Below are 12441 nucleotides of genomic sequence, written 5' to 3'. Positions count from 1 at the left end.
CCCATGAAAGATGACTACTGTCCTATGTGGCGCCGCTGCGCGTCACGCGCCCCAGCGCGGAATGTGATGCGAGCCGAGCGATACGCAGACGTTCTTCGGTTCAAGGAACACTTCATAACTCCACGTGCCGCCTTCGCGGCCCACGCCCGATGCCTTGGTGCCGCCGAACGGCTGGCGCAGATCGCGCACGTTCTGGCTATTGACGAAGCACATGCCCGCTTCGACGGCGGCGGCAACGCGATGCGCGCGGCCCGTGTTCTCGGTCCAGATGTAGCTCGACAGGCCGTACGAGATGTCGTTGGCGAGCTTGATCGCATCGGCTTCGTCGTCGAACGGAATCAGGCACGCGACCGGACCGAAGATTTCTTCCTGCGCGATGCGCATGCGGTTGTCGACATCGACGAACACTGTCGGCATCACGAAGTTGCCTTTGCGCATCGCGTCGGGCAGGCTGGGCATGTCGAGGCCGCCGCACCCGAGCGTCGCGCCTTCTTTCGGACCCAGCTCGATATAGCTGCGCACTTTCGCCAGATGTGCCTGGCTGATCATCGGACCGACAATGGTGCTGTCCGCGAGCGGATCGCCCACGCTCAGACGCTTCGCGCGTTCAATGAAGCGCTCGGCGAAACGCGCGTAAATCGAGCGCTGCACCAGAATGCGCGAACCCGCCGTGCAGCGTTCGCCGTTGTTCGAGAAAATCATGAACACGGCGGCGTCGAGTGCGCGTTCGAAATCGGCGTCGTCGAAAATCACGAACGGCGACTTGCCGCCGAGTTCCATCGAAAACTTCTTCAGCCCGGCCGTCTGCACGATGCGGTTGCCGGTCGCCGTCGATCCCGTGAACGACACCGCGTGCACGTCGGGATGCGCGACCAGCGGTTCGCCGGTTTCCTTGCCGAAGCCGTGCACCACGTTCAGCACGCCGGCCGGAATGCCGGCTTCGAGCGCGAGCTGGCCGAGCATCGACGCGGTGAGCGGCGAGAGTTCGCTCATCTTCAGCACGGCCGTATTGCCGAACGCGAGGCACGGCGCGACCTTCCAGGTGGCCGTCATGAACGGCACGTTCCACGGCGAGATCAGCGCGCACACGCCGACCGGATGAAACAGCGTGTAGTTCAGATGCGTGTCCGTGGGATACGTATGGCCGTCGACGCGCGTGCACATCTGTGCGAAGTAGCTGAAGTTGTCGGCGGCGCGCGGCACGAGCTGCTTGCGCGTTTGCGAAATGGTCTGGCCGGTGTCCTTCGTTTCGGTCTCCGAGATTTCCGGCACGTGCTTGGTGATCAGTTCGCCGAGCTTGTGGATCAGCTTCGCGCGTTCGGCGGCGGGCCTCGCGGCCCACGCGGGAAACGCGCGTTTGGCGGCGCGCACGGCAGCATCCACTTCCTGCGCGCCGCCGCGTGCGACTTCGGCAAGTACTTCTTGTGTAGCCGGATTGACCGTTTCGAAATAGTCTTTCGCGGCGCACGACTCGCCGTTGATCAGATGGTCGATTCGCATTGCGTTGTCCTTTCTTGTGCTGTCGATCGCAGTTAGCGTGTCGACCAGAGTTGGCGCTTCAGCGCGTACTCTGGTCCCATAGCGCTTACTTCGGTCCCATGTAAAAACAGCCGATCACGCGCGGCCGAAGTCTGCGTCGGACCCAATCGTGTTGACGAGACGGCCCAGGCCGTCGATTTCGCAGACCACTTCGTCGCCCGCGTTTACGTTGATGATGCCTTCCGGCGTGCCGGTCAGGATCACGTCGCCGGGCGCGAGCGTCATGAAGCCGCTCAGATATTCGATCAGTGCAGGGATGTCGGTGAAGAGATCGCGCGTGTTGCCGCGCTGTTGCAGCGTGCCGTTCACGAACGTGCGCAATTCCAGTTGCGTGACGTCCGCGATGTCGGCGGCGTCGACGAACCAGGGGCCGAGCACCGTTCCGCCGTCGCGATTCTTCACGCGCAGGTTGGGGCGGTAGTAGTTTTCGAGGTAATCGCGGATCGCGTAGTCGTTGGCGATCATGTAGCCGGCCACGTGCTGCATCGCGTTCTCGCGCGTTACGTTCTGCGCGCTCCGGCCGATCACGACCGCCAGTTCGCACTCGTAGTGCATGAACGTGACATCGGCGGGGCGGCGCGTCACGCCGCGATGACCGAGCACCGTGCCGGGTCCCTTGAGAAAGACGAGCGGTTCCTCCTGCTTGTTGAATTGCAATTCCTTCGCATGCTCCGCGTAGTTCAGGCCGAGCGCGAAGATCGTGCCGACTTCGAGCGGCGCGAGCCAGACCACTTCATCTTCGCGACGCACGCGGCCGTCCGCGAGGCGCACGCCATGGGCGTCGGGATAGGCTTCGTGAATCGCGCCTGCATATGCAACACGGCCGCGCATCATCGTTGTTCTCCATCGTGTCCGGTTGCGCCGACAAACGACACCGTGAGCGGCGGCATTTCTCCGATCGTGATCGTGGCCGTGTCGCCGATATGCGCGACCGGCGAGCCGTGACGCACGCCGAGCGTAATCACGTCGCCTGCGTTGAGTGTCATGAAATCGGTCACGTCCGCGAGCAATTGCGCGACATTGCGCACCGACGACGCGCTGCTTGCCGTGAAACGCTTTGCGCCGTTGAGCACGACCTCGATACCGAGCTCATCCGGCGTTGCAACATGATGCGCCGCGACCACGGCCGGACCGACCACGCAGAAGCCGTCGCGTGCGCGCAGGCGCACCGAAGGCCGATATACGTTGGTATGCGGCACGCTCAGATCGGCGACCAGCGTATAGCCGGCGATATAGTCGGCCACGCGATCCTCGCTAATGCGTGTTGCGGTGCGGCCTATCACGATACCCAGCGAAGCGCCGACTTCCACGCCCGCCGCGTCGTCCGGCACGACAACCCGCGCGCGATGCCCGGCGAGCGTGTTGCGAGGCTTCAGATAAAGAATCGGCGCTTTCGGCGGCGCCTTGTACGGCGCGGCGTGCAGCGCGTCGCCTAACACAGCCAGCGTGGCGCGGTCGTTCAGCAAGGTCCCGTACACCGCGCCACAGACCGGCGCGCGGCACGCGATGCCGCGTGCGAGCAGCGCAGTCGCGGTGCGTGCGTCCACGTCGCGGGGCAGCGCGTCGCCTTCGGGATGCAGCAGGTGATCGGCAAGGACAAACATAAGGGAACGGTCTCTCGGAAAAAACTCGACGAAAACACTAACATGTTAGTAGTATTGCGCTTGATATCATTCACGGTCAATAGGCTGCCGGTTGATCGCGGGTTTTCCCTTAAGCACCGGCGGCTGTTTTTATTCTTTGCCAACATGTCCGCTGCCACCCGAGTTTTGCACCGCAACCTGCCGATGCTGTTGTTGCGCGCCCGAGAAAAAATGATGGAGCGTTTCCGTCCATTGATCACTGCTCATGGACTGACCGAGCAGCAATGGCGTGTGATTCGCGCGCTCGACGAACATGGGCCGATGGAGCCGCGCCACATCTCCGATATCTGCACCATTTCGAGCCCGAGCATGGCCGGCGTGCTCGCGCGGATGGAGAGCATGGACCTGGTGATCAAGGAGCGTTTCGCGGAAGATCAGCGCCGCGTGCTGGTGTCGCTGACGGACACGAGCGCGGAACTGGTGCGCGTGATTTCGAAGGACCTCGAAGCGCACTATCGGGAACTGGAGCGCAAGGTGGGGCCGGAGATCGTCGAGCGGGTGTATCGCGCGGTCGACGATCTGCTGGCCGGACTCGCAGAGGAGGATAAGTGACCTGGATGCCCGGAGGCTGAAAGCCGTATCTGGCTACCAGCCCTGAAAGCGTCTCCATTCCACGCTGTCGCCGTCCGGCGCCACCGCGTGATACTCGGGAAATTGCGCACCGGTCGCGCATGCATGATTCGGCAGAATGCGCAGCTTCATGCCGATAGGGAAGCGCTGCGTAATGTCGTCAGCGTGCGCATCCGCTTGCGTCGGCGACAGAATGCCGTGCTCCTGGTTCGCGCCGCTCACCACGTAACCGGGCAGCAGCGTGCCGTTCAGCAGACACGGCTGGCCATAGCCGAAATCGTGCGACTGCTTGGACGTGCCGCGATCCCGGCTCATCGCCATCCAGCCCGCGTCGAGAATCGCCCAGCCCTTGTCCGCCTGATGGCCGATCACGGTGGCGAGCACGCTGAGCGCGATGTCGTCGAGCGCGCACACGCCGACGTTGTGCATGACCAGATCGAACAGCACGTAGACACCCGCCCGCACTTCGGTGACGCCTTCCAGGTGCGTGGCGGCGAGCGCGGTGGGCGTGGAGCCGACGCTGACCGCCGGGCACGCGATGCCGGCCTCGCGCAGACGTTGCGCCGCGCGCACGCAGCCCGCGCGTTCCTGCTCCGCGAGCGCGGCAAGCGCTTGCGGCGTGTCGAGCTCGTAGCTCGATCCCGCATGGGTCATCACGCCGCCTATCTTGACGCCGTTCTCATGCAGAATCCGGCCGACTTCGAGCAGCGTGTCTTGTTCCGGTGTAATGCCCGAGCGGTGTCCGTCGGTGTCGACCTCGATCCACACTTCGAAGTTTTCGCCGTGCTGGTCGCCGAATGCGGCGATGGCCGACGCAGCGGTCGGGTTGTCCACCACCAGCTTCAGATCGCAGCCCTGGCGGCGCAGCGCCAGCGCTCTCGGCAACTTCGAAGGGGCGATGCTGACCGCGTACAGGATATCGTCGATGCCGGCGGCAAAGAACGCTTCCGCTTCCTTCAGCGTGGACACTGTAATGCCGCGCGCGCCGGCCGCGATCTGCGCGCGCACCACGTCGATGCATTTGGTGGTCTTCACATGCGGCCGGAACGCGACGTTCAGCGTGTTCATATGCCCCTGCATACGCGCGATGTTCTTCTGCATCCGCGCGATATCGATCAACGCGGCCGGGGTTTCGATCTGTTCGAGTTTCATGCTGTCACCGGGGATTGAGAGAGTTGCGGCTCACAGGCCGAAGCGGCCGAGCCACGGGACCAGCGCGTCGAGCGTCGGCGCCTCGATCTCGGGCGGCTCGGCACCTGCGACGAGCGGCAGGCCGATGTGGTTATGCCAGTATGTCCGCAAACCGACGGCGGCGGTGCCGAACATGTCGTAGCTGGAGCCGGCTACGAATGCGGCTTCGTGCGCCTGCACGCCGAGTTGCGCGAGCGCGAGCCGGTACGGTTGCGGGTCGGGCTTGTAGACGCCGGCCTGTTCGGCGGTCACGATCGCATCCCAGCGGATCGGGAAAATGTCGGCCGCCTGCTTGCCCAGGCGGGTGGAGCAATTGGTGACGAGCGCGAGCTTGCAGTGCGGTTCGAGCGCTCGCAATGCATCGATTGCGCCGGGCCAGGGGTTCAGTGCCAGCCAGTGCGCTTCGAGTGCGAGCGCGGCGGATTCGTGCAGGCCGACTTGCGCGGCGGATTCGCGCACCAGTTGCTCATACGCGATGTAGCGGCCGCAGCCATAGGTCAGGCGCAGATAAGCGGCCCGCCATGCGCGGCCCGCCTGCTCGGAACCGGCTGCGTGGTTCCACGAGGTCCAGGAGTCGAGCAGGGCGGTGAGCAGGTCGAAGAGGACCGCTTTCGGAAACGCGGCAGGCACGGATGGGGTAATCATGATTTCACCGGCTGAGGACGATGAGCCGATTATAGAATTCAGCAAGCACTCGGGCGTTTAGCTGAGTTAACTCATAGTTTCAGTGAAACTGAATGTAGGTCGCAGTGCGTCGCCGCGCATCGGGTCGCCTGCTCAACGCCGCCACGGCGGCAGCGGCCTGAACCGGCTCTGCAAGTACTGCATGAAATGCCGGGTGCGCGCCGGCAGTCCCGCGCGCTGATGCGTGAGCGCCATCACGTTGGCGTCCGGCGCCTTCCATCCCGGCAGCAAACGCACGAGCCGGCCTTTCGCGATGTCGTCGGCCACGTCCCATTCGGAGCGCAGGATCACGCCGCGGCCTTCGCAGGCCCATTGGCGGATCACGTCGCCGTCGTTGCAGCTCAGGTGGGCGGACACGCGCACGCTGCGGCGCGTGCGCCCCTTGCTGAACTGCCAGAGCGAGACATCTTCGTTGTTCTCGCGCAGCACGATGCAGGGCAGCCGGCTCAACGCGTCCGGCGAGTCCGGCGCGCCCAGCCGTTTGAGCAGCGCTGGCGCCGCGCAGACGAAGCGGGCATTCGGCGCGACCGCGTAGCCGACCAGATTCGATAGCGGCAACTCGCCGATATGCACGACGATATCGAAGCGATCCATCGTCTCGGTCAAAGGCCGGTCCGATAGCGTGAGGGCGACGTCGATATCCGGGTTCTGTTGCTGGAAGTCGCCGATCACGGGCGCGAGGTGGCGTCGGCCGAATCCCAGCGGCGCGTTGATTTTCAGCGTGCCGACGAGGCCGCTGCGGCGCCTTTGCAGGTCTTCGAACAACGCGTCGAACTGCTCGACGAGTTCGGCGCCCCGTTCGCACAGCAGCATGCCTTCGTCGGTGAAGTGCAGGCGGCGCGCGCTGCGGTTCACCAGTTGCGCGCCCAGCTTCTTTTCCAGTTGCTGAAGGCGCTGTGTGATCGCCGACGGCGACAGCCCCAGTTTGCGTGCCGCGGCGATCAGGCTGCCGCTTTCGCGGAGGGTCAACAGGAACCGGATATCGGCCGAATCGTTCATGTCAGCGACGTGTGAGTGCGGGAGTCTGGCAGCAGAATGCGTTTGGCTGCGCTGTTCCATTGCCGCGCGCCGCGTGCCCGACGCGGATGCGGTCCGGCATCGCAGGGTAAAGTGAGGTTTCCGTCACGCAGCCGACAGCTTGAACCGCTAAAGTATCTGCCGCCATAGCGCGGCTCGGGCAGCGCCCGCTTTCCGTCGAATCGTTGTCGCTTACATTTGAAGAGAAGTCCGATGCCGTTGTCACAAGAGCCCTCAGGCGGCCCGTCAGGCGCCGCTGGCGAGCCGACCGCCAGCCCGAACGATGCTGCGAGCAAAAGTGCCCTGAAACAGGCGGTATTTCTGCACACCGGCTGGCGCAGCGCAGGAACCTGGGTCTGGTCGCGGCTGCGCGAACTCGACACGGCGACCGGTTTTTATGAACCGCTTAGCAACGTGCTCGCCGAACTGAGCCTCGCCGATGTCGCTGCGTCGCGTCCCACGCTGACCTCGGGGCATCCGCCGCTGGCCGCGCCGTACTTCGACGAATACCGGCCGTTCCTCGAACCAAACGCGCGTGGCGTCGCGGGCTATAGCAAGCGTTTCAGCGTCGATCGCTTCGCGAGCGTGCCGGATGCGCAATTCCCGGCGTTGCAGGCCTACTTGCGCAATCTGTGCGAGCGCACCGTCGAACAGCGCCGCGTGCCGGTGTTCAAGTTCTGTCGCTCGTCGGGCCGGTTGCCGTGGTTGAAGGCCGCGTTTGCGCAGGCGATGCACGTGGGCGTGCTGCGCAATCCCGCGTCGCAGTTCGCGTCGGGGTGGTTGCTCAGTCAGCAATGGAGCAATCCGTTTTTCGTCGCCGCGCCGTTTCGCGTGCTGGGTCTGAATCAGTCGGACCCGCTGGTCAGGCAGGCGCTCGACGTTTGCGGCGTGAGCTTGCCGCCGGTGGCGTCGATGTCGGACGACGCCTATGCGATGGCGTGCGAGCAATTTGCGCGCACCGCGGAAGGCAATAACGCGTATCGGGCGTTCATCGCGTTGTGGATTCTGTGCGCGCTGCGGATCGCGGAAGGTGTCGATCTGCTGGTCGACATCGACAGGCTCGGGCAGTCGCGCGACTACGCGGCCGGCTTGCGCGCTGCGTTCGAGACGCAGAGCGGCTTGTCGCCCGACTTCGGCAGCGCCCGCGACCTGGTCGAAGAAACGCGGCGCAGCGCGCCGCGCATGGCCGGGATCGATGGACGCGCGATGCGCACCGTGCATTCCGCGGCGCTGAAATTCCTGAAGGCGCAGCGTGGTGTCGATGCGGGCATCGTCGAGGTGGTCCGCGAGAAGATGGTGCTGGCCAACGAACTGACCGAGCCCTGGCGCTGAGGGTGGCACGTGGATGCGGCGCGCCGGCCGCCCGCGTGCAAACATGCGCTCCATAGCGCGCTGCGTGCGGTGACGGCGGCCGCACGCGGCGTCATGCTGCGCGGTACTCTATGCAGCCGCCGACACGGCCGCCCGCAGCCCGAGCAGATAACTATCGACGCCGAAGCCGCAAATCTGCCCTTTGACGATCTCCGCGAACACCGATTGATGCCGGAACGCTTCCCGCGCGTGGATGTTCGACATGTGGATCTCGACCACCGGCACCACCAGAATCGCCAGCGCGTCGCGAATGCCGTAGCTGTAATGCGTCCACGCGCCCGCATTGATCAGCACGCCGTCGACGTTATCCGTGAAAGCCTGGTGAATGCGCTCGCACATGGCGGCTTCACTGTTGGTCTGAAAACTCTCCACCTTGACGCCCAGTTCCTTGCCCAGCGCCTGGAGTTTGCTATCGATCTCGGCCAGCGTGATGGTGCCGTATTGCGCCGGATCGCGCTTGCCGAACATATTGTGGTTGATGCCGTGCAGCATCACGAACGTTTTCATTGAGCATCCCTGAAGAATGAATTGAACAGCGCAAGACTCGTGGATTCAGTGAGCCGAGGCGGTGGCAGGCATCGTGTCGACGACCGATCCCGCGTTGGCGGCCTCGACGATCGCCTCGGTGATACGCAGATTCTGCAAGCCGTCGCGGGCACTGACGAGCGGCTGGGCTTCGCGCCGTATCACGCGTGCGAAATGTTCGAGCTGAAGCCTGAGCGGATCGTCGCGAGTCAACGCGGCGACGCTCTCGTCGAACGGCTTCCACCACGAACGGTCCTCGGCTTTGGCATAGGTTTTCAGGCGCATCGTCGGCACCGAGAGCGAGCCGAACGTACCCGCGATCACGTAGCAGTCTTCATCCGGATAGGTCGGGTAGGCCTTGTTTTCCTGCGACGTCTGTTCCCAGCTGCGCGCACACGCGGCGGTGTCCGACAGCATGAAGCTGCCGAGCGCGCCGCTCGCAAAACGCAGATTGATCGCCACCGTGTCCTCGACCGGAAAGCCGCGCGTCGCATGCGACGAAAAAGCCTGCACGGCGACGATATCGCCGCACAGCATGCGCAGGTTGTGCACCTCGTGAATCATGTTGAGCAGAATCGGGCCGCCGCCTGGCTTGCACCGCCAATCGGCGTCGGCGAAATACTGGTCGGGTTTGAAAAACACCGCGCTGCCCATCACCGCGACCAGCTTGCCGAGCCGGCCTTCGTCGATCAGCTGCCGCGCGCGCGCCATGATCGGACTGTGCGCGCGGTGGTGGCCGATCAGCAAGGGCACGCCGCTGCGTTCCACTTCAGCGACGAGCGCTTGCGCTTCCTCCACGGTCGAGGCGATCGGCTTCTCGAGCAGCGCCGGCACGCCGGCCGCGACGCAGGTCAACGCATGCTCGACATGAAGCTGGTTCGGCGTCGCGAGGATCACGCCGTCGGGACGATCCCGTTCGAGCAGTTCGTCGAGCGTCCGGTAGAGCGACACGCCGGCCTCGGCGGCGAGCACCGCGGCCGCCGGCGACGGGTCGACGATCGCCGCCAGCGCGCACGTGCCGCTCTGTTGCGCGACGGCCATGTGAGCGCGGCCGATGTAGCCCGCGCCGGCCACGGCGATCCGGATTCTGTCCATGAAGCGTGTCCTCGTTAGCGGCGATGAGCGGCGTCAGTCAGTGCTTACGCGACGGCTTTTTTTGCCTGGGCCATCGTCTCGGCGCGCAGCGCTTCATAGCTCTGCTTGTCGATCGGCACCGCGTTGGGTTGGCCCAGATCGCTCAGCTTGACGCGGTAGTTCTCGCGTGCGCTCCATGCCGTCACCGCCGCAATCACCGTGATGCCGAACGTGATCGTGCCGATGGTCAGCGGAATGTTGTTCGATCCAGGAGGCGCGACGTAGGCGAACAGCGCCGGCAGCAGCGCGGTGATCGTGGTGCCGATGTTCTGGCCGATCGCCATTGCAGAGACACGCGAGCGGGTCGGGAACAACTCCGGAAAGAAGCTCGGGAAGATCGCGTTATAGCCCTGGTAGACGATGCCCCACATGAGGATCGACATGACGATTGCGAGCGGCACGTTCTTGATACTGATCGCGTAGAGGTAGCCGAACGACAGCAGCCCCGCGCCGAGTGCGCCGACGATGATCGGCAGACGCCGGCCGATGCGGTCCGACAGATTGCCCACGATCGGAATCACCAGCACGGCGACGATGTTGCCGATTACCGGAATCCACAGATAGACGCTCTTCGAAAAGCCGATGCCGTACGACGCCTGCACCGCATACGCCGCGCCGAAGATGGTGGCGACCACGGGAATCACGTTCATCAGCGCGCAGCCGACCACGCGCAGCATATCCCCCCAGTTGTAGCGGAAGGCTTCGATGATCGGCGACTTCGGCACGTTGCCGCTGACTTCTTCCTTCGCGAACGCGGGCGTTTCGTGCACTTCGCGGCGAATGATGTAGCCGGCGACCAGCACGAACGCGCTAAGCAGGAATGGAATCCGCCAGCCCCATGAGTTGAACGTGCTTTCACTCATGAAGTAGGCGAGTGGCAGGAACACGGCCGCGGCGAGAATCTGCCCGGCCTGCACGCCTTGCAGCGTGAAGCTCGCGTAATAGCCGCGTCGTCCGAATGGCGCGTGTTCGAGAATCATCGAACTCGCGCCCGAGATTTCACCGGCAACCGCGAAGCCCTGGATCAGGCGCAGGATCACCAGCAAGGTCGGAGCGAGCATACCGACGGAATGGTAGGTGGGCAGAAAGCCGACCGCCATCGTCGAAATGCCCATCAGGAACATGCAGAGGAGCAACACGTTCTTGCGGCCGTGGGTGTCGCCCCAATGGCCTAGCACGATCGCGCCGATCGGACGGGCGACGTACCCGACGCCATAGGTTGCGAGCGACGCGACGATGGCGATCTTCGGGTTGCCCGATGGAAAGAACAACTGCGGGAAGATCAGCGCGGCCGCCTGAGCGTAGATGAAGAAATCGTAGTACTCGAGCGCCGAGCCGATCCAGCCGCTGGCGGTTGCTTTGCGAGCCTGCGAGCGGTGCTCGTGAGCGCTCGCCGATGTGTTCGTTTCCATATCGTCTCCTGAACAGAAATGTTTTCTATCAGCTTTCTATGGCTGACTCATTTGCATACTGAAACCAAAACTATGCAAGCCAGGACTTTCCTGGACTGGCGCAACCTGCGGTGGTGACACGAGGCCGGCAGTCTGTCGGGTTGCTGCAATGCGGCATCCACTTCAAAGGCTGGCCGGCGGCGAGGGTTAACCAGCGCCTCGGTATCCCGGACAACCCGCCAGATCTGCTTTGGCTTGCCTGAGCCATTCGTTACGGCTAGGGTAATGTGCTTCTGCACCGACACAATGCGACCAGATGGAAAATCAGAATGCGCTCACAGCCAGCAATGAATCTTTCCTGCGCGATCTCCAGTTGTTCTGCAACATCGCTCGGCGCGGCAGCTTCGTGGCGGCGTCGACCGAAATGGGTTTGTCGCCCTCGCATGTGAGCAAGCGGATCGCGATGCTCGAAGCCAGTCTCGGCGTCAAGCTGTTTCAGCGCACCACGCGCCGTGTCAGCGTGACGTCCGATGGCGAAGCCGCCTTGCAGTGGGCGCAGAAAATACTCGACGATGTGCAGGGCATGGCCGACGCGTTCGCCGACCGTCGCACGGAGTTGCGCGGTTTGCTGCGCATCAGCACGAGTCTGCGGCTCGGGCGCAAACACGTGTCGCCGATTCTCGCGATGCTGCGCGAGCGTCATCCGAATCTCGAGATCTGGCTGGAGTTGCTGGACCGGCGCGCGGATCTGGTCGGCGAGAACTTCGACATCGACGTGCGCGTGGGCGAAGTGCAGGAGCCGCATCTGATCGCGCACAAGATGGTGGAGAGCGCGCGGATTCTCTGCGCGTCGCCGGCTTATCTCGAACGGCGTGGCATGCCGGCCGATCTGAGCGACCTGACGCAGCACGACTGCCTGTTGTTTCGCGGCCGCGACGATCGCTTCGGCGTCTGGCGGCTGAGCGGGCCGAATGGCGAAAAGAGCGTGAAGGTGACCGGCACGGTCGCGTCGAATCTCAGCGACATCGTCGTGCAGTGGGCCAAGGACGGCTTTGGGGTGGTGATGGTGTCGATCTGGGATGTGGCTGAAAGCCTGCGCGCCGGCGAACTGGTGCGGGTGCTGCCCGACTACCAGCAGTCCGCCGATGTGTGGGCGGTGACGGCGGAACGGCTGTCGTCGTCGGCGCGCATCCAGGTATGCATCGAGTTCCTCAGGGAGCAGTTGACGTGCGGACCGTATGCGCTGGTGACACGGGGCGTGGGCGGCTTTTGAGCGGACGACGCCGCCTCGACACCTCCGCTCCAATACAGTTGCCAGGCAGAAAACAATACAGTGAGGCGCGGTTCTGTTGCGCTGTATCGGGAATATGACGGGC

General features: G+C 64.0%; 12 protein-coding genes. 3 read left to right on the top strand and 9 right to left on the bottom strand.

Translation table 11 applies throughout. The features are described 5' to 3' along the window. Nucleotides 1-42: 42 nt before the first annotated feature. The 3 genes from hpaE to FVF58_RS08820 all read right to left on the bottom strand — a co-directional run bounded on the left by hpaE (nucleotide 43) and on the right by FVF58_RS08820 (nucleotide 3143). Nucleotides 43-1500, bottom strand: a complete 1458-nt coding sequence (gene hpaE, locus FVF58_RS08830; RefSeq protein WP_149669528.1) for a 5-carboxymethyl-2-hydroxymuconate semialdehyde dehydrogenase — start codon at nucleotides 1498-1500, stop codon at nucleotides 43-45. Between the two features lie 114 nt (nucleotides 1501-1614). Then, a complete protein-coding gene (locus FVF58_RS08825; protein WP_149669527.1) occupies nucleotides 1615-2373 on the bottom strand; it encodes a fumarylacetoacetate hydrolase family protein in 759 nt (252 codons plus the stop codon). Next, the gene (locus FVF58_RS08820) at nucleotides 2370-3143 is read right to left on the bottom strand and encodes a fumarylacetoacetate hydrolase family protein (RefSeq protein ID WP_149669526.1); all 774 of its coding nucleotides are present in this window, start codon (nucleotides 3141-3143) and stop codon (nucleotides 2370-2372) included. The genes FVF58_RS08825 and FVF58_RS08820 overlap by 4 nt, the downstream gene beginning before the upstream one ends. Before the next feature lie 183 nt (nucleotides 3144-3326). Here FVF58_RS08820 and hpaR point away from each other — a divergent pair, with 183 nt between their 5' ends. After that, nucleotides 3327-3734: a homoprotocatechuate degradation operon regulator HpaR gene (hpaR, locus tag FVF58_RS08815; protein WP_149669839.1), complete on the top strand. Its 408-nt coding sequence runs from the start codon at nucleotides 3327-3329 to the stop codon at nucleotides 3732-3734. 33 nt (nucleotides 3735-3767) lie between these two features. Here hpaR and FVF58_RS08810 read toward each other — a convergent pair whose 3' ends face one another. The 3 genes from FVF58_RS08810 to FVF58_RS08800 form a co-directional block, all read right to left on the bottom strand. After that, entirely contained in the window at nucleotides 3768-4904 is a 1137-nt protein-coding gene (locus tag FVF58_RS08810) for a DSD1 family PLP-dependent enzyme (RefSeq protein WP_149669525.1), read from the bottom strand. Between the two features lie 30 nt (nucleotides 4905-4934). Next, the gene (locus FVF58_RS08805) at nucleotides 4935-5588 is read right to left on the bottom strand and encodes an HAD family hydrolase (RefSeq protein WP_149669524.1); all 654 of its coding nucleotides are present in this window, start codon (nucleotides 5586-5588) and stop codon (nucleotides 4935-4937) included. Nucleotides 5589-5720: 132 nt separating this feature from the next. Continuing rightward, the gene (locus FVF58_RS08800) at nucleotides 5721-6626 is read right to left on the bottom strand and encodes a LysR family transcriptional regulator (protein ID WP_149669523.1); all 906 of its coding nucleotides are present in this window, start codon (nucleotides 6624-6626) and stop codon (nucleotides 5721-5723) included. 231 nt (nucleotides 6627-6857) lie between these two features. On the opposite strand from FVF58_RS08800, the gene FVF58_RS08795 reads away from it, so the two are divergent. Beyond that, complete coding sequence (locus FVF58_RS08795) at nucleotides 6858-7976, top strand: hypothetical protein (RefSeq protein ID WP_149669522.1); 1119 nt, start codon at nucleotides 6858-6860, stop codon at nucleotides 7974-7976. 108 nt (nucleotides 7977-8084) lie between these two features. On the opposite strand, the gene aroQ is transcribed toward FVF58_RS08795, so the two are convergent. The 3 genes from aroQ to FVF58_RS08780 are packed head-to-tail and all read right to left on the bottom strand — an operon-like array spanning nucleotide 8085 to nucleotide 11086. Then, entirely contained in the window at nucleotides 8085-8522 is a 438-nt protein-coding gene (aroQ, locus tag FVF58_RS08790) for a type II 3-dehydroquinate dehydratase (RefSeq protein WP_149669521.1), read from the bottom strand. Between the two features lie 45 nt (nucleotides 8523-8567). Next, entirely contained in the window at nucleotides 8568-9635 is a 1068-nt protein-coding gene (locus tag FVF58_RS08785; protein WP_149669520.1) for a Gfo/Idh/MocA family protein, read from the bottom strand. 44 nt (nucleotides 9636-9679) lie between these two features. Continuing rightward, nucleotides 9680-11086, bottom strand: coding sequence for an MFS transporter (locus FVF58_RS08780; protein WP_149669519.1), 1407 nt, complete (start codon nucleotides 11084-11086; stop codon nucleotides 9680-9682). A 295-nt stretch (nucleotides 11087-11381) separates the two neighbouring features. On the opposite strand from FVF58_RS08780, the gene FVF58_RS08775 reads away from it, so the two are divergent. Beyond that, a complete protein-coding gene (locus FVF58_RS08775; RefSeq protein WP_149669518.1) occupies nucleotides 11382-12338 on the top strand; it encodes a LysR family transcriptional regulator in 957 nt (318 codons plus the stop codon). The last annotated feature ends 103 nt before the right edge of the window (nucleotides 12339-12441 follow it).

The organism is Paraburkholderia panacisoli, from assembly GCF_008369935.1.
In the GTDB taxonomy this organism is placed as follows: Bacteria; Pseudomonadota; Gammaproteobacteria; order Burkholderiales; family Burkholderiaceae; genus Paraburkholderia; species Paraburkholderia panacisoli.
Note: the sequence above shows the minus strand (reverse complement) of the source record. Positions and strands in the feature narration are given on the sequence as shown.

Excerpts from the sequence above, each read along its gene's own strand:
- FVF58_RS08805 (WP_149669524.1), bottom strand. The coding sequence starts at position 5,588 with ATGATTACCCCATCCGTGCCTGCCGCGTTTCCGAAAGCGGTCCTCTTC.
- FVF58_RS08775 (WP_149669518.1), top strand. The coding sequence starts at position 11,382 with ATGGAAAATCAGAATGCGCTCACAGCCAGCAATGAATCTTTCCTGCGC.
- FVF58_RS08810 (WP_149669525.1), bottom strand. The coding sequence starts at position 4,904 with ATGAAACTCGAACAGATCGAAACCCCGGCCGCGTTGATCGATATCGCG.
- FVF58_RS08795 (WP_149669522.1), top strand. The coding sequence starts at position 6,858 with ATGCCGTTGTCACAAGAGCCCTCAGGCGGCCCGTCAGGCGCCGCTGGC.
- FVF58_RS08820 (WP_149669526.1), bottom strand. The coding sequence starts at position 3,143 with ATGTTTGTCCTTGCCGATCACCTGCTGCATCCCGAAGGCGACGCGCTG.
- hpaE (WP_149669528.1), bottom strand. The coding sequence starts at position 1,500 with ATGCGAATCGACCATCTGATCAACGGCGAGTCGTGCGCCGCGAAAGAC.
- FVF58_RS08800 (WP_149669523.1), bottom strand. The coding sequence starts at position 6,626 with ATGAACGATTCGGCCGATATCCGGTTCCTGTTGACCCTCCGCGAAAGC.
- aroQ (WP_149669521.1), bottom strand. The coding sequence starts at position 8,522 with ATGAAAACGTTCGTGATGCTGCACGGCATCAACCACAATATGTTCGGC.
- FVF58_RS08785 (WP_149669520.1), bottom strand. The coding sequence starts at position 9,635 with ATGGACAGAATCCGGATCGCCGTGGCCGGCGCGGGCTACATCGGCCGC.
- FVF58_RS08825 (WP_149669527.1), bottom strand. The coding sequence starts at position 2,373 with ATGATGCGCGGCCGTGTTGCATATGCAGGCGCGATTCACGAAGCCTAT.
- FVF58_RS08780 (WP_149669519.1), bottom strand. The coding sequence starts at position 11,086 with ATGGAAACGAACACATCGGCGAGCGCTCACGAGCACCGCTCGCAGGCT.
- hpaR (WP_149669839.1), top strand. The coding sequence starts at position 3,327 with ATGCTGTTGTTGCGCGCCCGAGAAAAAATGATGGAGCGTTTCCGTCCA.